General features: G+C 59.0%; 20 protein-coding genes. 8 read left to right on the forward strand and 12 right to left on the reverse strand.

Annotated features, from left to right (window positions below):
• Nucleotides 1-304: 304 nt before the first annotated feature.
• Nucleotides 305-1,087, forward strand: coding sequence for a transglutaminase-like domain-containing protein (locus VHN57_RS09505; protein ID WP_017503129.1), 783 nt, complete (start codon nucleotides 305-307; stop codon nucleotides 1,085-1,087).
• A 349-nt stretch (nucleotides 1,088-1,436) separates the two neighbouring features.
• On the opposite strand, the gene treY is transcribed toward VHN57_RS09505, so the two are convergent.
• The 6 genes from treY to VHN57_RS09535 all read right to left on the reverse strand — a co-directional run bounded on the left by treY (nucleotide 1,437) and on the right by VHN57_RS09535 (nucleotide 10,137).
• On the reverse strand, nucleotides 1,437-3,830 hold the full coding sequence (gene treY / locus VHN57_RS09510; protein ID WP_293919452.1) for a malto-oligosyltrehalose synthase: 2,394 nt from the start codon (nucleotides 3,828-3,830) through the stop codon (nucleotides 1,437-1,439).
• On the reverse strand, nucleotides 3,827-5,620 hold the full coding sequence (locus tag VHN57_RS09515) for a 4-alpha-glucanotransferase (RefSeq protein ID WP_157228591.1): 1,794 nt from the start codon (nucleotides 5,618-5,620) through the stop codon (nucleotides 3,827-3,829). Before VHN57_RS09515 ends, treY begins: the two co-directional genes overlap by 4 nt.
• On the reverse strand, nucleotides 5,590-7,296 hold the full coding sequence (treZ, locus tag VHN57_RS09520) for a malto-oligosyltrehalose trehalohydrolase (protein WP_081600988.1): 1,707 nt from the start codon (nucleotides 7,294-7,296) through the stop codon (nucleotides 5,590-5,592). The genes VHN57_RS09515 and treZ overlap by 31 nt, the downstream gene beginning before the upstream one ends.
• Nucleotides 7,293-9,398: a glycogen debranching protein GlgX gene (gene glgX / locus VHN57_RS09525; protein WP_423283697.1), complete on the reverse strand. Its 2,106-nt coding sequence runs from the start codon at nucleotides 9,396-9,398 to the stop codon at nucleotides 7,293-7,295. Before glgX ends, treZ begins: the two co-directional genes overlap by 4 nt.
• A 38-nt stretch (nucleotides 9,399-9,436) precedes the next feature.
• Nucleotides 9,437-9,679 (reverse strand): DUF2934 domain-containing protein, encoded by a 243-nt coding sequence (locus VHN57_RS09530; RefSeq protein WP_081600987.1) that lies wholly within the window; start codon nucleotides 9,677-9,679, stop codon nucleotides 9,437-9,439.
• A 281-nt stretch (nucleotides 9,680-9,960) separates the two neighbouring features.
• Complete coding sequence (locus VHN57_RS09535) at nucleotides 9,961-10,137, reverse strand: DUF3606 domain-containing protein (protein WP_081600986.1); 177 nt, start codon at nucleotides 10,135-10,137, stop codon at nucleotides 9,961-9,963.
• 533 nt (nucleotides 10,138-10,670) lie between these two features.
• On the opposite strand from VHN57_RS09535, the gene VHN57_RS09540 reads away from it, so the two are divergent.
• The 3 genes from VHN57_RS09540 (at nucleotide 10,671) to xth (ending at nucleotide 13,653) form a co-directional block, all read left to right on the forward strand.
• Nucleotides 10,671-10,916, forward strand: a complete 246-nt coding sequence (locus tag VHN57_RS09540) for a hypothetical protein (RefSeq protein WP_313326182.1) — start codon at nucleotides 10,671-10,673, stop codon at nucleotides 10,914-10,916.
• Nucleotides 10,917-11,070: 154 nt separating this feature from the next.
• Complete coding sequence (gene amyA / locus VHN57_RS09545; RefSeq protein ID WP_038292947.1) at nucleotides 11,071-12,558, forward strand: alpha-amylase; 1,488 nt, start codon at nucleotides 11,071-11,073, stop codon at nucleotides 12,556-12,558.
• A gap of 297 nt (nucleotides 12,559-12,855) precedes the next feature.
• Nucleotides 12,856-13,653: an exodeoxyribonuclease III gene (gene xth, locus VHN57_RS09550; protein ID WP_017502211.1), complete on the forward strand. Its 798-nt coding sequence runs from the start codon at nucleotides 12,856-12,858 to the stop codon at nucleotides 13,651-13,653.
• Here xth and VHN57_RS09555 read toward each other — a convergent pair.
• Complete coding sequence (locus VHN57_RS09555; protein ID WP_017502212.1) at nucleotides 13,650-13,985, reverse strand: hypothetical protein; 336 nt, start codon at nucleotides 13,983-13,985, stop codon at nucleotides 13,650-13,652. The genes xth and VHN57_RS09555 overlap by 4 nt on opposite strands.
• Nucleotides 13,982-14,584, reverse strand: coding sequence for an alpha-ketoglutarate-dependent dioxygenase AlkB (locus VHN57_RS09560; RefSeq protein ID WP_375188346.1), 603 nt, complete (start codon nucleotides 14,582-14,584; stop codon nucleotides 13,982-13,984). Before VHN57_RS09560 ends, VHN57_RS09555 begins: the two co-directional genes overlap by 4 nt.
• A 284-nt stretch (nucleotides 14,585-14,868) precedes the next feature.
• Here VHN57_RS09560 and VHN57_RS09565 point away from each other — a divergent pair, with 284 nt between their 5' ends.
• Nucleotides 14,869-15,060, forward strand: a complete 192-nt coding sequence (locus VHN57_RS09565) for a hypothetical protein (protein ID WP_017502214.1) — start codon at nucleotides 14,869-14,871, stop codon at nucleotides 15,058-15,060.
• Between the two features lie 104 nt (nucleotides 15,061-15,164).
• Here the strand turns inward: VHN57_RS09565 and VHN57_RS09570 are convergent, their stop codons facing one another.
• From VHN57_RS09570 to VHN57_RS09585, 4 genes are read right to left on the reverse strand one after another with little or no spacing between them, the layout of a single operon-like run.
• On the reverse strand, nucleotides 15,165-15,356 hold the full coding sequence (locus VHN57_RS09570) for a hypothetical protein (RefSeq protein ID WP_017502215.1): 192 nt from the start codon (nucleotides 15,354-15,356) through the stop codon (nucleotides 15,165-15,167).
• Between the two features lie 33 nt (nucleotides 15,357-15,389).
• On the reverse strand, nucleotides 15,390-15,605 hold the full coding sequence (locus VHN57_RS09575) for a hypervirulence associated TUDOR domain-containing protein (RefSeq protein WP_313737347.1): 216 nt from the start codon (nucleotides 15,603-15,605) through the stop codon (nucleotides 15,390-15,392).
• Nucleotides 15,599-15,787, reverse strand: a complete 189-nt coding sequence (locus VHN57_RS09580; RefSeq protein ID WP_017502216.1) for a hypothetical protein — start codon at nucleotides 15,785-15,787, stop codon at nucleotides 15,599-15,601. Before VHN57_RS09580 ends, VHN57_RS09575 begins: the two co-directional genes overlap by 7 nt.
• A 27-nt stretch (nucleotides 15,788-15,814) precedes the next feature.
• Nucleotides 15,815-16,078, reverse strand: a complete 264-nt coding sequence (locus tag VHN57_RS09585) for a DUF2171 domain-containing protein (RefSeq protein WP_026109392.1) — start codon at nucleotides 16,076-16,078, stop codon at nucleotides 15,815-15,817.
• A 576-nt stretch (nucleotides 16,079-16,654) separates the two neighbouring features.
• On the opposite strand from VHN57_RS09585, the gene VHN57_RS09590 reads away from it, so the two are divergent.
• The 3 genes from VHN57_RS09590 to VHN57_RS09600 all read left to right on the forward strand — a co-directional run bounded on the left by VHN57_RS09590 (nucleotide 16,655) and on the right by VHN57_RS09600 (nucleotide 19,438).
• Nucleotides 16,655-17,263 (forward strand): DedA family protein, encoded by a 609-nt coding sequence (locus VHN57_RS09590; protein ID WP_017502219.1) that lies wholly within the window; start codon nucleotides 16,655-16,657, stop codon nucleotides 17,261-17,263.
• Complete coding sequence (locus VHN57_RS09595; RefSeq protein ID WP_423283703.1) at nucleotides 17,256-17,801, forward strand: MgtC/SapB family protein; 546 nt, start codon at nucleotides 17,256-17,258, stop codon at nucleotides 17,799-17,801. The genes VHN57_RS09590 and VHN57_RS09595 overlap by 8 nt, the downstream gene beginning before the upstream one ends.
• A 287-nt stretch (nucleotides 17,802-18,088) precedes the next feature.
• Nucleotides 18,089-19,438 carry an IS1380-like element ISSp1 family transposase gene (locus VHN57_RS09600; protein ID WP_013039775.1) on the forward strand — a complete coding sequence of 450 codons (1,350 nt, stop codon included), beginning with the start codon at nucleotides 18,089-18,091 and terminating at the stop codon, nucleotides 19,436-19,438.
• Nucleotides 19,439-19,462: the final 24 nt, after the last annotated feature.

The following is a 19,462-nucleotide window of genomic DNA, read 5'->3' on the forward strand; positions in this document are numbered from 1 at the left end:
ATGCGCGAGGATTGCGATCGGCAAGCGTTCAACACAAATGCCGCGATTAATTTCCTCAGATTCCGAATCTAAATACCAGAAATCTTCATAATCCAGATCAATCTATAACCTAGGTTTATTTTCCAAGGCGAATGCAACCGCGATTTGCCGTGTCCATTTTATGCCTGCGCTGGATCAACTTTTTTAGTGAGCTGTTTTTATATCTGGTGCGTAGCGAAGCACACAGAACAAAGACTTGATATTTCTAGATATGTATCGGAGTTTGTCTTCGGTTCGGCTCAGTCGCCCAAGGCTTGGAGTTTGCATGAAACTTAGCGTCCATGTTCATCTCGATTACGAGCTGGCTGGTCCAACGGACCTGCTCTTGCAGATCGAGGCCGCTGATATTCCTGAGCAGGCGATCGAATGGAAGGACCTCATCCTTCCCCGGGCGGATCATATCGCCCATGTTCCCGCGCAGGACGGTATCGGCGAGCGGATATGGTTGCGGATGTCCGGTAAGATGGTCGTCGACTATCGAGCCAGGATAGTCGTCAACCGTAATTTGGCTGACTGCCGACAGTTGCAAAGGGTGCCGCCGCATCAATTGCCCGGTGAAACCATTCCCTATCTGCTTTCGTCTCGGTACTGCGAATCCGATCGTTTCCAAAGCTTTGTCGAAGAGGAGTTCGGGACGCTTCAGGGGGGCGAGCTTGTCATAGCCATGCGTGACTGGGTTCATCACCATGTGCGCTATGTTCCCGGCTCAAGCGACGTCATGACCACTGCGGCCGACACCTTCATCTCGCGCCGTGGGATTTGTCGCGATTATGCGCATCTTTTGATTACATTGGCCCGGTCTGCCGGTATTCCTGCCAGGATCGCGAGCGTCTATGCCGTTGGCGTTGAGCCTCCCGATTTCCATGCGGTCGCCGAGATTTTCCTTGAGGGAGAATGGCATCTTGTCGATGCTACGGGCATGGCGCGGGAAGCTGGCATGGCAAAGATCGGCGTAGGCCGCGATGCAGCCGACGTCGCGTTTCTCACGACGTTTGGCGGCGCCAGGTTGATCGATCAATATGTCGCGGTGGAGCCCTGCCTGGAGTGACGGCGTCGGGTTCGACCCGGCTGACCGGACTGCCGGCATCGCGGTCGCTAAAGCGTTTTCTAATCAGATGGAATCACCTGATGACTCGGAAAACGCGTCGAATCAGCGGTCTAGAGCAGTCGAGCTGACGAAGTTGGACCGGAATCTGCTATAGTGCATCCGAGCGGAGGTGCGGTCATTCTCCTGAAACGTGGCGAAAAACTCGTTGTTCGACCTTTCGATCGGCGCGGGTCCTTGGAAAAGCCCCCCCTCCTGCAGCACCAGAACAAAGCTTTGTCAGCCGCGCAGCAGAGCATGAAAAGCGCCCGCAGGAAAATCTGCCCAACAGGGTTTGCGCTTGCGCTCAGATCTAGGGAGCGGTTCGGTCGAGGGACATATAATAGGGTTGCTGAGCGAAGAGTTGATGCGCTGGTATTGAGGCGCCCGCTTCCAGATATGTGTTCTGCCACCATTGCGATGACGGCAGGCAACCAGACTCCGTGATAGCGGAGGTCGCGCGGATGAGGACTGCGCAGGTCAGCTGCGTTGTTTCGTTTCGCCGGGTGAAGGCAAGGATGTTTCCGGCTCTCGGCCCCCTGGCCAGTACAGGCTCGTAGCGGGAAGACGCAAAAAGCGAATAATTGTCCCGGCGCAGTGCCAGAAGCCTCTGAACAAGCTTGATCTTGGCATTTTCTGTCATTTCACCGGGGGCAAGCAAAGCCTGACGTCGCGCATAATCGACGGCGCGGCGATTATCGGGGTCAACCAGGCTCAGATCCTCCAATTCGCAGCCCTGGTAAATGTCAGGAATGCCGGGCAGGCAGAATTTCAGAACGGTCTGCACCAGGCTGTGAGCCTGGGCAGCGGGCCCGATACGTCCGATCAGGCGCTCCATATCGTCTCTGAAGTCGGAGGCTCCAACAAGATCACGTACAAGATGGGCAGCCTTTTCTTCATAGTCGATGCATGGTTCCTCCCAGCTGGAGCGAAGCCGGGCCTCCCGGAGCGCCTTTTGTTGCCAGGCAAGGATGCGATCCATATAGGCAAGAGTATCGCTTGAGCCGTCCCAAGTGCCAAACAAGGTCTGGAAAAGCTGATAGCAATCGGCAGGATGAATGTCGCCATGATGCGTCCTGGCGCGTTTAATCCATCCTTGGACATGATGCTCCCAGAGATCTGGCACGCCGCTGAGTACCGCAATGCGGGCGCGGCTATCCTCACCGCGCTTATGATCATGGGTCGCGGTCGCGAGCATGGCCGCCGGGAACTCGCTGGCCCGCTGAAGGACCCGGCGATGAAATTCCGCCGGCGAAATGGAAAATTCCGCCGGCGCCGATCCAACCTCATTGGCTGACAATAGTGGTGCCCGGCGATAAAAGGCGGTGTCTTCCACCCCCTTGGCGGCTATCGGCGCCGAAAGCTGCTGAAATCGGCGTACAGCCTCGGCCGCAAGCTCGGACTGGCCAGGGCCATCACCGGCAAGCCATGCCAGAATCTGCTGTCCTACCGGTCTCTCGCCGGGGGGCAGAGAGGGCTTTGCCGCTTCCCACGCCTCGAGCCTCACTTCCTCGTCGCTTGCAGGAGCCGATTGTCCGTCGCCATAAGTGCGATAGACAGGAAAGGCCTGCAGTAGGCAGCTGATCGATCGGCGCAACATCGGCTCCGTCCACGCCATGATCGCGGCTTGTCCGCTGCTTTGGGCGACGGCGCTGAAAGCGTGAACGCAGGCAGCCAGCTGCGCCTCGAACTGCCATTCGAGCATGTCGCGTTTCGCGCGCCGGACGACATCTTGCGGGTCGGACTGATCAGGATCGAGGGCCTCCCACAGGCTTGCGAGAGGTGTTTCGCCAATGGGGTCGTGCAGCAGGGCCGTGACATCGCGCATGAAATCATAACCGCTGGTCCCCTCGACGCCCCAGTCGGGAGGAAGCATTTCCCCGGGCCCAACTATCTTTTCAACGAGGATGATGGCGCCGGGACGGATCTGGTCCATTCGCGATCGCAGACGGCGGCAATAACGCGCAGGGTCCGACAGGCCATCGACATGGTCGATGCGCAGCCCGTCAATCAATCCCTCCTGATAGAGGTGGAAATAGAGGCCATGCGTCGCCTCGAAGACGGCCGGGTCTTCAACCCTCACGCCAGCCAGATCGTTGATTGAGAAAAATCGGCGCCAGTTCAGCTGATCGCCAGCAGTACGCCAATGAATGAGGGCATAATGCTGTGCTTCCGCGATAGTCGCGATATCGCCCTGCTGGGGTCCGTCTGGACGCAGGGGAAGCTTCTGCTCACCATAGAGCAGTAGATGGGGTGCTCCCGCTGATCCAACGACGAGATCGCCCTGCGCGATGACGGCAGCCAGTGGCCCGCCCAATATGGGAAGCTTCAGGGGACCGTTCCAGTCTATATCGAAATAGCAGGCGAACGGACTGGTCGGGCCCAATCGCAATACATCGTTCCACCAGGGATTTTCGCCGCCAGCTACCCCCATATGATTAGGGACGATGTCGATGATGATGCCCATGCCATGGGCTCGCAGGGCTGCAACCAGTTGGCGGAACCCGTCCTCGCCGCCAAGCTCGGGATTGATCCGGGTTGGGTCGATGACATCATAGCCATGGGTTGAGCCCTGGCGCGCCGTGGTGATGGGAGAAGCATAAAGATGGCTCACGCCCAGATCCGCGAGATAGGGTATGACTGCCCGGGCAGCTGCAAAAGGGAACTGCTTCGTCAGCTGGACCCTGTAGGTCGCGCGCGGTGTCATGGCTGAACCCTTTTTTGCAAAGCGGTCTTCGGACGGATCGTGGAGAGGCAGGCGATACGTTGCTGGACATCGGGGTCGGAAAGCAGCCTTTCGATCGGCGCGGGAAGGCGGCGGCGCCAATTGGGATGTTCGTTCGTGGTGCCCGGGAGGTTGGGCTGCTCGGCAAGGCCAAGGAGATCTTCCATCGGCACCAGCAACAGAGGAGCAGTTGATCCCGCCAGAAAGGCAAGCGCGCGCTCAATGACAGGCGCCGCGTCATCATCAGCGGGCTGCGGCGCGCCCCCACCGATAGCGGTCCATAGCGCTGATCGGGCCTCGGCCCGTTCGGCAGGCGTCTCCCCTCCGCGATCAAGCCTGCGGTTCCAGTCCAGATCGCGACCAGTCCACCAGCCCGTGATTGTAGCGATGTCGTGTGTTCCGCTCATGGCCACGGAACGTTCGGGATAGGCTGATGCTGGCCGAAATCCTTCTTCGCCACGGGTGAAAGGCAGAACGGTCATGCCATAGATATTTGCCTTTTCCAGCGCCTCGCCAAATCCAGGAGGTCGGGTTCCAAGATCCTCGGCAATGACGACGGAGGCTGCGCGCCAGGCCTCAAGCCTGACAAGGCGCAGCATGTCGTTAAAGGGATAGGAGAGATAGGCGCCCTCGGTTGCCGGACGACCTTGGGGAATGATCCAAAGACGCTGCAGTCCAAAGCCATGGTCGATCCGGATGCCTCCGCCGCGGGGCATATTGGTCCGCAGCAAAGCGATGAAGGGGGCAAATCCGCGATCTGCCAGGCCCTGAGGGCTGTAGCTTGTAAGGCCCCAGTCCTGACCCTGAGGTCCCAGCGGGTCGGGCGGCGCGCCTATGTGCAGGCCTTGGAGAAAGGCACCCGGATCTTTGCGTGCTTCCTCTCCCTGCGGATCGACGCCGACAGCAAGGTCTGTGATGACGCCGATCGCCATGCCCGCATTCTTTGCCTCACGCTGGACATCATCAAGCTTGGCACGGGCCTGCGCCTGTGTGAAAGCCTCGAAACTGTCGACTTGAGCGTCAGCGTTGCCCTTTGCCGCAGAACGCCTGAACGCTTCTTCAAGCGCCTTGAGCTTGGCCGGACCAGCGACGTCCCATTCAATCAGCGTGGCTGACGGCGCCACGCCCCGCCTGTGCACTGGTAGCAGCAGCGCGTTGAGTTCAACGCGGCTCGAGGGTGAGTAAGGCGCGAAGCGGCCGGGTGCGAGAAGCGATTGGGCATGGACCGGGCTGAGGGCTACTGCATCCGCGCCGCAGGCGCCCAGCCGTGTGACGGCCTCGATAAGAGTGTCAAAATCACCAAAATCCTTCTCTTCTTCGCGAAGCGAGGGAATCTGAACAGTGACGCCCCACCCTCGAGTCCTGATAGCAGGACAGGTGAGAGGCGCGACCGCCAGCATGACGCTGCCGTCATCCAGATCAGCGCGATAATAGCCAGGAACGGACAAGCCGCATTCGGAATCGATTTTCAGGACGGCATCCGTCTCGTCCCGGAGGGTGAATTTTCCGCCAGGCAGCGGGAGAGGCTCGCCGCAATCAACGGTCACCAATCCGGGGCGGGCAGAGCGTCGCTGGTGGAGCGCGGCGCGTGACACTGTAACAGCAGCGTCATTGTCGGCCGGAAGGCCGAGCGAGGCCAGGATCGCGCGCAGGCTATCATCGCTTACAACCTGCTCCATACCGTCCGCATCGGTCCACAGGCGCGCGATGCCGGCCTCCTGCGCGAGCTGGTGAAGCAGTATCATTGCGGTTGCCCGATCCAGATGGTGCAACTGGCCGGCGCGCCCGGATCCCCTGTCGAGAAGCAGGGCTGCGTGCTTTCAGAAAGGTCGACCGCCACGCCGCCAAGGTTGATGAGGATGGTAAGCAGGCGACCATTGCCAAGCATCCATCTCGCCTTGACAGCGCCGCTGGAGAGCGCAGTTGCGCCAAGCGCCCGTGCGCCAGCAATCCCCGGCATGACCGCCTGGCGGCGGAGGGTTAAAAGCGTGGCATAGAAGGATCGCCAGTCCGCGGCGTCCTGGCCTTGCATAACCCTTGCCATGTTGAAGGTTTCGAGCGCGTTGGGATCGGGAATGCGTTCCCTGGCATCGCTGCTCGAGAAGCTGGCAAAGCCCTTGAACTCAAGACGCCGGCCCTCACGGACGGCATCGGCAAGATCATCGCGAAAATCCGTAAAAAACAGGAAGGGACTTTTGGCGCCCACCTCCTCGCCCATGAACAGCAGGGGGATGTGCGGCATGAGGAGCAGCAGGCTCGTCGCGGCCCTGAGCCGTTCTACAGATACAAGATGGATCAGCCGCTCGCCCAGCGCGCGGTTGCCGGTCTGGTCGTGGTTCTGCAGAAATGCGATGAAGGCGTGAGGGGGCAGGTGCGTACTGGGGCTCCCACGCGGCGCACCTTTGTGATGCAGTGAGGGATCCCCCTGGTAGATGAACCCTTCGCTGAGGCAGCGTGCCAACTTCTGTGCGGGTTGGTCGGCAAAATCCTCGTAATAGGCATCATGTTCCCCCGTCAGAAGAACATGCATGACATTGTGGAAATCGTCATTCCACTGCGCATCATAGGTGTGGGGGGTTAGTCTGGCAGCATCGTTTCGCTCATTTTCGAGCATCAGATATATGCGGCGGCCCGGCGTGGCTGCGCGGATATCGCGCGCCAGACCGTCAAGAAAATCATCGTTGCCGATCGCATGGACCGCGTCGAAGCGAAGTCCGTCAAAGCCATAATCGTTCAACCACATCAACGCATTTTCGCGAAAATAGGCCGCGACCTGCGGTCGGTCGACCGCCACCGCTCCGCCCCATGGTGTATGGCGCTGGGCGTGAAAAAAGGGCGTGGCATAGTTGCCGAGATAGTTTCCATCGGGCCCGAAATGATTGTAGACGACGTCAAGGAAGATCATCATCTCCAGGCGATGAGCAGCGTCGATCAGCGCGCGCAGGTCCGCCGGGCCACCATAGGCTTCGGCCGGCGCGAAGGGGAGCACGCCATCATAGCCCCAGTTGCGAGAGCCGCTGAAAGCATTGATCGGCATGAGCTCGATCGCTGTCACGCCAATTTCTGACAGAGCAGGCAGTCTTGCCGCTACGCCTGCAAATCCTCCACACAGTCCGACATGCAGCTCATAGATGACAGCCTCCTCCCAGGGGCGCCCCTGCCAGCCGCTAGCGGGCGCGGCGATCGGAGTGACGACGCTCCAGCCATGAACGCCGCCACATTGTCGGCGCGATGCAGGGTCCGGGACGGCGAGGTCGGCGGTAAGGCGAAAACGATAGCGGTCTCCCGCTGTCGCTTCAGTCTCGAGATAGAACCAGCCTCCATCAGACGGTGCCATCGGCAGCGCCTGGGCTCCATCAATTTCCAGAGTGACATTGTCCCGGTTCGGCGCCCAAAGCGCAAAGCGCCATCGCCCCTCGCCAAGATCGCTCGGGCCCCATTGCGTCATATGGCTGGCCTTTCGCCAAGCCAGCATATCAACACTGCCGCATGTGCCTCCACCTTGTAGACGTCGCCGATAGCAAAGGGCGCTCGCTCGGGCTGCGCACTGTCGATGAGCACCTGTCGCGGAGCGGAGGGTGAAGGAAGCGTGAAGTCGATTGCATCCTCGCTTGCGTTGAGCAGCAGCGTCAGAGCCTCGACGCGCCCATCCTCCAGCAGGCTTGCCCGTCGCATGACAAGGGCGCGCCCTTCGGGATTGTGCCAGTCGTCGTGCGTCAACTTTTCTCCGCGCTCATCCCACCATTCGATGTCGTTGATGCCGAAGCCTGGCGAGTCCTGACCATAGAGGAAGGTTGGGGCACGCAGCACCGGATGGGCCTTGCGCAACGCGATCAATCTGGCGGTGAAATCGAAAAGCGCCTTCCCTTCCTCGCTTTCCATCATCGACCAGTCGAGCCAGCTGATTGCATTATCCTGGCAATAGGCGTTGTTATTACCGCCCTGCGTACGACCAAATTCATCGCCTGCTACCAGCATCGGAGTGCCAAGAGACGCAAGAAGGGTCGTGAGCATGGCGCGACGAACATTGTGTCGTCGGGCAATGATCCTCGGGTCATCCGTCGATCCCTCCGCGCCCCAGTTGCGCGAGAGATTATTATCGTGGCCGTCGCGATTATCCTCGCCATTGACCTCATTATGTCGCTCCTCATAGGAAACGACGTCGGCAAGCGTGTAGCCGTCATGGCTGGCCAGAAAATTCACGCTGGCCCAGGGGCGCCGCGCGCGGCGATCGAAAATGTCGCCAGAGCCTGACAGCCGCGCCGCCAGATCGGCTCTCTGCAGAGGATCCCCTCGCCAGAACCGACGCGCGGTATCACGATATTTGTCGTTCCATTCGGCAAAGCCGGGCGGAAAATTACCGAGCTGATAGCCGCCCATGCCCACGTCCCATGGTTCGGTGATGAGCTTGAGCCTTCCAAGTACCGGATCCTGTCGCAGGACGTCAAAAAGGCCTGCATTGGGATCGAACCCATATTCTGTACGCCCAAGCGTCAAACCGAGGTCGAACCGAAAGCCATCCACACCAAAACTGTTCGCCCAATAGCGCAGCGAGTCAGCTACCATCTGTATCACCCTGGCATGGGTCAGGTTGAAACTGTTGCCTGTGCCGGTATCGTTGAGACAATAACGCCGATCTTCGGGCAGGAGCCTGTAATAGGTTGCATTGTCGATACCGCGCCAGGAGAGGGTTGGCCCCAGCTCGCTTCCCTCGCAACTATGATTGTAGACGACATCCAGGATGACCTCGATACCGGCCGCGTGAAGCCGCCGCACGGCCACGCGCAACTCGTCATGCGTATCGCTCGCAAAATAGCTTGGCTCGGGCGCGAAGAAGCTCAGGCTGTTATAGCTCCAATAGTTACGCAGGCCCTTTTCCAACAGAAAGCGATCTTGGGTGAAAGCGTGGATGGGCATCAGTTCGAGCGCGGTGACGCCGAGGCGCTTCATATGGTCGATCACTTTGGGATGCGCGAGCGCGGCGAATGTACCACGTTCCTGTGCTGGCGCAGCCTCCAGGAGCTTGGTCAGGCCCTTGCTATGGGCCTCGTAGATGATGGTCTGCGACCAGGGAATATTGGGGCGTATATCGCGGGACCAGTCAAAGCTGTCATGTGTCACTACGGCCTTGGGCATGGCGCGTGCGCTGTCCCGGCGATCAAAACCCAGATCCTCTTGCCTGCCGCGGACCCGATAACCATGCAGCACGTCATTCCATCGAATATTGCCCGACAGGCGGCGGGCATAGGGATCGAGCAGCAACTTGTTGGGATTGAAACGATGGCCCTCCTTTGGCGCGTAGCGACCGTGCACACGATAGCCGTAAAGCAGACCCGGGCGCGCATCTGGCAGGTAGCCATGCCATACTTCATCCGTGCATTCAGGAAGGGTAAGGCGCGCCATTTCCTTTCGCCCGCCAGGATCAAACAGGCATAATTCTATCCGGTCGGCATTGGCGGAGAAAATGGCGAAATTGACGCCAAGGCCATCGAAGCTGGCGCCGAGGGGATAGGGCGACCCGCCCTCGAGACGATCAGCATAAAGGCTCAAGGGCGGTGTTGTCCTGTAGCTAAGTCAGGCAAAGGGTTTCAGCCCCGGGCTTTGGTTGATCTCTTTCCGGTAAGCGCTTGGGCTGCAGCGCCGCTTGCCAGGGGGTTTGGCAGTTGAACTGCCGCTTGTGCCTGGGCAATTTCGGCTTCCGCCTGGCGCCAATGTTCGGTTGCCAGGCCTTCAGGGTGACCCTGCGCTTCCCAGATGGCATGCGCGCGCTGGCGAACTCTCGCTTCATTTTCCTCTGTCATGATGGCTTCCTGGTTCGGGATCTGGAACAAAACCCAAATGCATCAGAGGAAGTTTGGATGCGCCTACTGATGTAGATCAGGCAGTTTGCGAGGCTGTACCGAAATAGGCTCAAGCGGTGGGGAACGCTGGAGCCATGGGGATGCTGGCATGTCGATGAGGTGGGGAGGCGATGACAGGTCAGTGCGGCGGACATGGTCGTGTCGAACAAGGCTCTCGGTTCATGCGGACGATAGGCTTCGCGCGGGCGGCCCGCCCATACGGCCCGGCCGCATCTTCCTCTTGTTTTTCTCACTGCATTTTGCCGCGCTGCCTATTGATTAAGGTAGGCCGCGACAGCCGCGACATCATCGCCTACTGCATCGACAGCCTCTTCCAACTGCACTTGATCAACGCCGAAATGGCTGGTCCAATATTGGATCTGGTCTTCGTTGCCCAAAGCAACATGATCTCGATCCACTGGATAAGCACGGTTGTCGTTCTCAGGCATGCATGACCCTCCATGGAGATGAAGGTCAACGCTGGTCCATGAACAATGTTGCGAGATCAGGGAAGGCTACCGATTTTGGATACAGCATCCAGGAGGGAAGCTTTGGCCTTAGCCCGGATGAAATTCCAAAAGCCGCGTTATCATCCAGGTGAAAAGGTGATGCGTGCATCGCAGTGCCACGAGAAGGTGATTTAATGCGACGCAGAGGCGCATGGTTGCCGCTGCGCGCAAAAAATTAGCCGGACTGGGCAGCCCGCTACATTCAGGCTGCGACTGCACCCGGAAAGGTTTGGAGAAGCATTTCGCGCGCCGCCTTGAGGCAAAGTTCGAATGTGGGGGCACCAATATGTGTTTGCGAGCCATCGAGATGTCGGACGCTTAGTTCCCACAAGCTGTTCGACCGTACCGCGCATCGGCGCATGTCGGCATCAACAAATGAAATCGGTTCCTGGATATGTTCGCGATGCAGCAGGTATCGCTCCACGCTTATGGCGCTTTCCCGGTGCGCATTATGCCAGAGCCGGAAATTTTCGGTGTTCGACGACAGCCATTCCAGTATCCGGCAATCTGACATCCCAGTCTCCACGAAATGCAACTTTTTTACGCCAGTTGCTGCTGGGAGACGCGCTGAAGTCATCAATGTTCCGGAAAAAATCCATAGATTAACCTGGCTCAATAAGAAAGCTCCGGACTTCGTCCGGAATGTGACGGCGGAGGAAAATCGCGGCGAGGTGCTCGACTTTGGACCTGGCTCGATCGAGCCGCAATTGTCAGCCTGAACCAACCATCACGTCTTGAATGTGGGATCGATGCGGTGAAGCCCCGGCCGTCAGGCGCGTGTTGGCGACGGCAACGCGAAAAGCTGGTGCTGTTCGGGCAACCGCGGCCCGTGCTGACCGTTTAGCGGCTGCTTCAATCTCTTGAGGAACCGCCATGTCGCAACGCACCCTGCTTCAATTCTTCCACTGGTATTATCCGGCAGGGGGCGGATTATGGAATGATGTGGCCGAGCAGGCTCGGCATCTTGCCGAGCTCGGCATTACCGATGTCTGGTTGCCTCCTGCATATAAAGGGGCGTCGGGAGGATTGTCTGTAGGCTATGACAGCTATGATCTTTTTGATCTGGGCGAGTTCGATCAAAAAGGAGGCGTCGCGACCAAATATGGAGATCGGGCTGCGCTCGAACGCGCCACCACCATGTTACGAAATGAGGGGCTGCGAATAATCCATGATGTCGTCTTCAATCACAAGATTGGAGCTGACGAGACAGAGTCGGTATCCGTGCGCCGGGCAAATCCAGACGATCGCACCCAATTGGATGACCAGATCATCAAGGCCAGGGCCTGGACGAAATTCACATTCCCCGGACGACGGGGGAAACATTCCCGTTTCATCTGGGATGCCCGCTGCTTCACCGGCATCGACCATATTGAGGATCCAGTGGAAGATGGCGTGTTTCGCATCGCAAATGAATATGGCGAAGGCGAATGGCACGATGAGGTCGATGATGAACTTGGTAACTACGACTATCTCATGGGTGCCGATGTCGAGTTTCGAAATCATGCAGTGTATGAGGAACTGAAATATTGGGGAAGATGGCTGGCAGATCAGGTCGCCTGCGATGGATTCCGCCTCGACGCTGCCAAACATATACCCGCCTGGTTCTTCCGAGACTGGGTTGGTCATATGCGCGATACGGTCAGGCAGGATCTGTTCGTAGTCGCTGAATATTGGCACCCCGATATGGATAACCTGCATCGCTATCTCGACCAGGTCGACAAGCAGCTGATGCTCTTTGATGTTGCACTGTGCCACCGCTTCCATGAGGCTTCCCTAGCCGGTGAGAGTTTCGACTTGCGCACGCTGTTCGACGAGACGCTGGTCGCGCATTCCCCCGATCATGCCGTGACCCTTGTCGGCAACCATGACACTCAGCCTCTACAGGCGCTGGAAGCTCCTGTAGAAGACTGGTTCAAACCGCTGGCCTACGCGCTGATCCTCATCCGCGAGCAGGGCGTTCCATGCATATTCCATCCGGACCTTTACGGGGCTTCATACACCGACACTGGTGGTGATGGTGACGAACATCAGATCGACATTTCCCCGGTAAAATGCCTGCCTCGATTGATCGAAGCGCGTCAGCGCTTTGCTCACGGCGCCCAATCAGATCTGTTTGACGATCCTCATTGCATTGCAGTGGTGCGTCACGGAACGGAAGATCATCCCGGCGCAATCCTTGTGCTTTCAAACGCAACAGCCACAGAAAAGAAGGTGGCTCTGGGAAAGGAACATTCAGGCGCATGTTTTCGCGACTTCCTGGGACATGTCGAAGGTGAAATCTTTGCTGACGAAGAGGGTAATGTTGAGGTTGCTTCACCCGCCGGATCCCTTAGCCTCTGGGTAAGGTCAGACAGTTTGTGAGCCCTGGATCTCGCTGCCGAGAGAGGGCGCAACACGCCGGGCGCGGACATTTGACAAGCGCTTTCCCAGCCAGGACGGGAGATGTTCGAGCATGGTCGTTTTCCCGGTTCCCCCGGCAGAAGCGCTGCATTGCATGAAGCCGTTCGCTCACGGAGAGGGACGTGCGCAAAGAAAAGTCGCGCATAGCTGTTATGGAATGATGCCCTTGTTGCGGGACAAGCGCAGCTGCCTGATCGAGGTCGGACGGGTCTTCAAGGGTAGCCCGGCCGAGGCTTATCTGATCCGCCTGTCCACGCCATGAAGATCGCAACCTACAACGTCAATGGTATCAACGGGCGGCTTGCGGTGCTGTTGCGCTGGCTCGCGCTTGCCGAGCCGGACCTGGTATGTTTGCAGGAGCTCAAGGCACCTGATGAGCGCTTCCCCGAAGCCGCCCTCCGCGACCTTGGCTATGAGGCGATCTGGCTAGGGCAGAAGAGCTGGAATGGGGTGGCGATTTTGAGCCGCGTCGGCGAGATCCACGAGACGCGCCGGGGGCTTCCGGGGGAGCCGGCGGATGTGCAGAGCCGCTACATCGAGGCTGCAGTAAACGGTGTGCTGATCGCCGGCCTCTATCTTCCCAACGGCAACCCGAGACCCGGCCCCAAGTTCGATTACAAGCTGCGATGGTTCGACAGGCTGCATGATCATCTTTCGACGCTTCTGGCTCTCGATGCGCCGGTGGTGATCGCTGGCGACTTCAACGTCATGCCGACCGATCTCGACGTCTATGTCCCTGACCGCTGGCGCGACGATGCGCTGTTCGCGCCGGAAGTTCGCGAGGCTTATGCGCGGCTGCTCGAGCTGGGCTGGACCGATGCCCTGCGGCATCTTCACCCTGACGAGCGCGTCTACACCTTTTGGAAATATTGGCGCAATTCGTTCGAGCGCAACGCGGGCCTGCGGATCGACCATATCCTTTTGAACGACAGGGCCGTAGCGCGGCTGATTTCGGCCGAGGTCGATCGCCGTCCGCGCGGCTGGGACAGGACCAGCGACCATGCCCCGGTTGTCGTGGAATTGGTCGACAAGCTCAAGCGCAAGCGAATGCCCTAGCCCTCCCCTTCAGGAAGGCCGGCATACCATTGTGCATAGGGGCCTGTGCGCGCGAGATGGCGATTAAGGTCGGGTGCGCCATCGCACCACCAGGCCGAGCCACGTTCGCCAAGCGCCACCTTGGCGCGATGGACCGCATCATGCGCGATTGCCTCGGCGGCAGCATCGGCTGCGCGCCGCGCCGCGCCGACGGCACGGCGAGCGTCCATCAGTTCCTTCACCAGGCGTTCACGCTCGTCAGGCTCGAGAGCAGGGTTGCTCATGCGCCAGAGCCGCCCGCGCACCGCGAAATACCGTCCGTCCGGCGTGATGGGATAGGAGCGGCTGCTCACAGCGTTCGGACCTTGTCAGAAATGCTGCGGAAGGTGATCGACCAGCGCGGCACCTCGATAGGGGCAATGCTATGTTCCCAAGCGTGACGTACTTCACCAGACAAATGATAGATGGAGCGCGGTGGCAGCGAGACTTTGGCGCGATCGAACCCGGCGGTCGTTCGACGGCGCAGGCGCAGAACAGCGTCATTGCCAAGCGAAATGCCCACGACATGCTCGAACACCGGCCTGTCCTTGTGCCAGCCGATGCCGGCACCTGGATCGTAGCGGATCAGCAGAGCCTGAGCGAGTTCGTCTGCTGTAAGCCCGGAAAAAGCAGCAGCGCGGCTTCGCACTTCGAGGAGCCAGTCCGGCATTGGTTCGGCTGGCGCGAAGCGGAGATGCTCGAAGTCATAGTTCCAGCCATAGCTATGGGTCAGGCGCTTCCCAGTCCATTGCTGGAACCGAAAGGGGGTGAGATTACTGCCATTGATATTAGCGATGAGCTCAGCTTCCTCCATTTTGGTCAGCAGATCGTCCCGCGCCGCAAGGCCAGGAACCACCGGCATGTCGAATAAATCTGACATCATCGTCATCCAGGCCATCGCGTGGTGGTGCATGAGGCGGTTGGGCTCATTTTGCTGATTGCGATATAGGATCGCTGGTTGCCGATTACAGTGGCGCAGCTATTTGCGACAGGCCACCGGTCCGAACGTGGCGAACACCCCCGCGGTGGGCAGCGTTCATCCCCATGGCGCGCGCCGATTTCCTGATCCAATGCAGTCACTGGCTGTCATTCGTGATCGGTCCCGCTGATTTCGCCTTGATCCTGTCTAATGAACGGAGAGGTTCCGCTCGTTGCTGCGCCCGGCTGGCTGTTCGAATTGCAGATATATGAGGAGAAATGACGATGCACCGTCAAGACGATGCCGCCTATTTTCGCAGGCGTGAGATTCAGGAGCTTGCCACGGCCGAGAAAATCGCAGGCCCTCTCGCCAAGCGGCTCCATTGTGAAATGGCGCAGCAATATGCGATGCGGGCGCGTTTGTCCGAGGACATGCCCCGCGCTCAGGGACCGCTATCGCAAAATGAGTAGGAAAGATCCGCCGATCGCTGCGGGGTTAACTCGACGACAGTTCCTACGGTAATATGGGGCCATGGAGGTCCATGTCGACGTCGCATTCGGGACGTTCGATTATATCATGGCTTTTGACTGTAGGATGGGCCGGTATGCGCGGTGGCGGCATTGTTGCCCGCTGCCTGATCTTCATTCATCTCCTCTGCTTGCCAGAAATTGTGGCACATGAAGATCGATAGTAAGAGAGAAATCACGATTCCCGCTATCAGCAAGACGGCCCTTCCCTTCTTGCGCGGCGACGAGGGGGCGGCCATCCATATCAAATCCTTCGGAAATGGCCTTTCTGCTCAAGCCCGTCCCTTGGTAACAGCCTGAGCTTTGTGCGCAGCACGCTTGCTTGTGTTCGTCTTGACAATGAATTGCGGGTTATCGCGGGAGGCTGCTACCTTGTGACCCTTGATATGGGTTGGGACCGTAACTTTCTTCGCCACAGTGCCATGCGCATCACCGCCAGGGCTTTTCCATGAAACCGCATCTCCAGCCTTCAGGGGCTTTTTCACCACGCCACCCGTGGATGCGATGATGATGAGATGTCCCGCTTGGCCATTGCCTCGATGACGGCCCGCATGAAGGGGGAAGCATTTTCGATCTCCTTCCCGGAGGCCGCCTCCCAAGTGTCGATCAGTTCCTTGTCAGTCATGAGCCCGACATCGTCCTCGTGCGTCTTTCGTACCGTGTCCGTCATGTTCCAATCCTTAGCTTCGCCTGGCTGTCAGCCGTCGTCCATGATGGCCCCGCCATCCTGTTCCTCTTCGAGCAGGATGGCGGAATCGGCATTAGCCGACAGGCGCACCTGATCGTTTTCCACCGCAGCCACCAGGCCGGTCGAGATGAAGTGATGATGGTCACCATGAGAACCGCTATCGGCCTTCACCATTTTGATCCTGTGACCTTCAAGCCGGTGCACGGTCCCGATGTGGACGCCATCAGCGCCGATTATGTTCATACGCTCAACTATGGCGGTCAGATCTGCCATGATCGTCTCCTGCATTTCAGATGTGCAAAGCGGTTTTGCCGGGGGCAACCGCGGCTGCGCGTGCGCTTAAACCTTCGGGTACCAACCTGCTAACGACGCGACTGTTCCGATAAAATCGGTTCAGGTGCCTCCCGCTTAACTTGTGTTGGATGGATTCGCCCTATTTTGCTTTTCGATCATCCTGAATTGGGGGCATCTCAATCGGGGCGCGCACCCATGCAGGCTAACCAGGGGCAATCGATCACCGGCAGAAGCAAGCGCCATTTCTCCGCCCGGGAACGCCTTTGTGCCAGCATGGTTGAGAAGGAAAGATATCAGGAGAGTATGATGGCAACGCACAGCTATTTGTCACCACTCGCCAAAACATCGAAACCCATATGCGGGGCGAGGAGCATGATCTCTTTCCTCGTCTCGAGTTGGCCCTAAAAAAAGGCAGATGGCGATGATCCTATGCGCCAGATGTATCGGGAAAGGCTCAAGCTGGCCTGACCCAGGCGGAGATTCTCTCGCTGGCGCCAGGTCGGTTCTTCAACTGCTATTTCTGCACAGCAAAAGGCGAAACTCGAGGACGTGGCGATGACACAGTGGATTACCGAGCTTGTTGGCCGGCTTGGTTATTTGGCTATCGCTCTATTGATGATGTTGGAAAATATCTTTCCACCGATACCATCCGAGGTGATCATGCCGCTTGCGGGATATTCGGCGGCAGACGGCAAACTCAATATCATTTTCGTCATCCTCTCTGGCACGGTCGGCACAAGCGCCGGCGCTTTCTTTTGGTGGTGGATAGCCAGCAAATTGGGCGAGCGGAGATTGAAAGGCTGGGCCGGCAGTCATGGTCGTTGGCTCACGCTCTCACCGGCAGAAATCGATCATATTGACGGGTGGTTCGAGCGACATCGTATCTGGGCGATCCCGATTGCCCATGTCATTCCGGGTTTTCGCACCCTCATATCCATACCTGCTGGCCTGTTCGGCACAAAATTGCCGCGTTTCCTGATGCTGACGATCATTGGCGCAACCGCGTGGAACAGCGTGCTTGCTGGGATGGGATATTGGCTTGAAGGCAAATCGGGAGCCGTAGATCAGTATCTGGGGACCGCCGGCATGGTAATCATGGGGGGTATCCTCCTCTACTATCTCTACCGCGTCTTCACTTTCCAGGCTCGAACCGACAATGCTTGAAGACGATCTCATGACGACGCTCGCAAGGCTCGGCCTGGCCACTGCACTGGGTCTGGCACTCGGTTTCGAGCATGAGCGCCGCGGCCATGATGCCGGTCTTCGCACGCACGGGCTGGTTTCGCTCAGCTCCAGCATGCTGACCTTGTCGGCGCTCGAACTAGTGGAAAATCACGGTGAAGGTGACCCCGTAAGGGTGATACAGGGGCTTGCTCAGGCGATCGGCTTTATCGCCGGCGGCCTCATATTCGTGCGCGGCGGCGATGTCCGGAACATGACGACAGCCGCGAGTTTGTGGATGGCAGCAGCCATAGGAATCACTGCAGGTGCAGGTCAGTATCTCCTCGTGCTGGCTGGGACGGTTCTGGCCCTTTTGTTGCTCGTAGCAGCAACCCTGGTTGAACGCCTGTTTCCCCATCGCGACCCGGTGCCAGATCACGCTGACGATGACATTCAGATGCCCAACCGTCGTGGCACTGTTTCGCGCGGCAAAGCTCGGGACCCCCGCGACGCACGAGACAAGGCCAACAGCGCGGAGTAATCGGCGCTTCATGCGTCATGCAATTCAGCGGCTGCGTAGCAGGGTCGAGCTTGGCGGCGATGCATCTGGCCGAAAGAAGCTTAAGGCCGATAATGGCGATCGCGTGGATAGGCGCGGCAAACGCGCGATCAGCTATTGTCTCCCCATCCAATTTCTTAGCCCGCCTTATTCACCAAAAGTGTCCTGAAGGGTTGGCGGGAGTGGCGTAAGCCTCTGATCTGAATTAGGAACTGGGTGTCTAAGCCGAACCTGCCGCAGGGCAGAAAATGCCACGGGCCACACCCGCCATGAACGATGATATCGCAAGCTCATTTGGATTCCCAGCAGTCGGCCGCAAGAAAATCACAGCTGCGTTCGACGGTGGCCGGCTTACCTCGGATGGCGGCGTTCTACTGCTTGCACAGGCCGAGCGCGCGATGGGGATTTGCCAGCGCCTGGCGGCTTGTATTGCCGATCCGCGCGATCCAGCGCGGGTGATCCATCGCCTGGATGACATTCTGCGTGCCCGTGTGTTCGCGATTGCGTGCGGCTATGAGGATGCCGATGATCTCGATGCTCTGCGCGACGATCCAGGCTTCCGCCTGGCGCTCGGCAAGCTGCCGGAATCGGGCGCGGGGCTGGCCAGCCAACCGACGATGAGCCGGTGGGAAAATGCACCGACTACGCGCGAACTGGCCAGCATGATGGCCGCGATGATCGACATCTACTGCGCCAGCTATCCCGCCCCTCCGACAGCGGTCACGCTGGATATCGACGACACGTGCGACGTCGTGCATGGCTATCAACAGCTCTCGTTCTGGAACGGGCATCATGGGGAGCGCTGCTTCCTACCGATCCATATCTACGACACCGCGACCGGCAGGCCGGTGGCCATGCTGCTGCGCACAGGCAAGACGCCTTCTGGAAAGGAGGCGGCGGGGCACATCCGACGCCTGGTGCGTCACCTGCGCCGTAATTGGCCCGATACCCACATCACTATCCGCGGCGACGGGCACTATGGTCGACCCGAGGTCATGGCCTACTGCGATGCGGCCCGCGTCGATTACGTGTTCGGCCTGCCCACCAATTCAGCGCTGCGCGCCGATCCCGCCATTGTTGCGGTCGCCGATGCCTGCGCGGTCAAGCGCGCCCAGCGTCAGTGTCCCGTCCTGCGCAACTATGCCGAGACCCGCTATGGGGCAAAGACCTGGAAGTGCCAGCGTCGCGTCGTTGCACGGATCGAGGCCAGCACGCTGGGCATGGACATCCGCTATGTCGTCACCTCGTTGGCAACAGGATCGGCCGAGCACATCTACGACACGCTCTACTGCGCGCGTGGTCAGGCCGAGAACCTGATCAAGCGCCACAAGTCCCAGCTCGCCAGCGACCGAACCTCGTGCCGCTCGGCCAATGCCAATCAGATGCGCCTGATACTGCACACTGCCGCATACTGGCTGCTATGGCGCATCCAGCAGGCGATGCCCAGGACCGCTGCTCTGGCAAGCGCGGAGTTTACCACCTTGCGCCTGCGGCTGCTCAAGGTCGCTGCGCGCGTCGTAGAAAGTGCTAGCCGCATCCGCATTGCCTTCGCTTCCGCCTGTCCGGATGCCGACCTGTTCCGCGCCCTCGTTCTCCGGCTGAAGCCTGCGCCGACGTAGCCCATGCGGCAGCGCCGCAGAACT

Source organism: Sphingobium salicis subsp. salicis (genome assembly GCF_049472635.1).
In the GTDB taxonomy this organism is placed as follows: domain Bacteria; phylum Pseudomonadota; class Alphaproteobacteria; order Sphingomonadales; family Sphingomonadaceae; genus Sphingobium; species Sphingobium yanoikuyae_A.

Bases quoted from the DNA above. Each gene is read 5' to 3' on its own strand.
- amyA (WP_038292947.1), top strand. From the start codon at position 11,071: ATGTCGCAACGCACCCTGCTTCAATTCTTCCACTGGTATTATCCGGCA.
- xth (WP_017502211.1), top strand. From the start codon at position 12,856: ATGAAGATCGCAACCTACAACGTCAATGGTATCAACGGGCGGCTTGCG.
- VHN57_RS09560 (WP_375188346.1), bottom strand. From the start codon at position 14,584: ATGCACCACCACGCGATGGCCTGGATGACGATGATGTCAGATTTATTC.
- VHN57_RS09580 (WP_017502216.1), bottom strand. From the start codon at position 15,787: ATGACGGACACGGTACGAAAGACGCACGAGGACGATGTCGGGCTCATG.
- VHN57_RS09600 (WP_013039775.1), top strand. From the start codon at position 18,089: ATGAACGATGATATCGCAAGCTCATTTGGATTCCCAGCAGTCGGCCGC.
- treZ (WP_081600988.1), bottom strand. From the start codon at position 7,296: ATGACGCAATGGGGCCCGAGCGATCTTGGCGAGGGGCGATGGCGCTTT.
- VHN57_RS09565 (WP_017502214.1), top strand. From the start codon at position 14,869: ATGACGATGCACCGTCAAGACGATGCCGCCTATTTTCGCAGGCGTGAG.
- VHN57_RS09570 (WP_017502215.1), bottom strand. From the start codon at position 15,356: ATGGCCGCCCCCTCGTCGCCGCGCAAGAAGGGAAGGGCCGTCTTGCTG.
- VHN57_RS09585 (WP_026109392.1), bottom strand. From the start codon at position 16,078: ATGGCAGATCTGACCGCCATAGTTGAGCGTATGAACATAATCGGCGCT.
- treY (WP_293919452.1), bottom strand. From the start codon at position 3,830: ATGACACCGCGCGCGACCTACAGGGTCCAGCTGACGAAGCAGTTCCCT.
- VHN57_RS09535 (WP_081600986.1), bottom strand. From the start codon at position 10,137: ATGCCTGAGAACGACAACCGTGCTTATCCAGTGGATCGAGATCATGTT.
- VHN57_RS09590 (WP_017502219.1), top strand. From the start codon at position 16,655: ATGACACAGTGGATTACCGAGCTTGTTGGCCGGCTTGGTTATTTGGCT.
- VHN57_RS09595 (WP_423283703.1), top strand. From the start codon at position 17,256: ATGCTTGAAGACGATCTCATGACGACGCTCGCAAGGCTCGGCCTGGCC.
- VHN57_RS09505 (WP_017503129.1), top strand. From the start codon at position 305: ATGAAACTTAGCGTCCATGTTCATCTCGATTACGAGCTGGCTGGTCCA.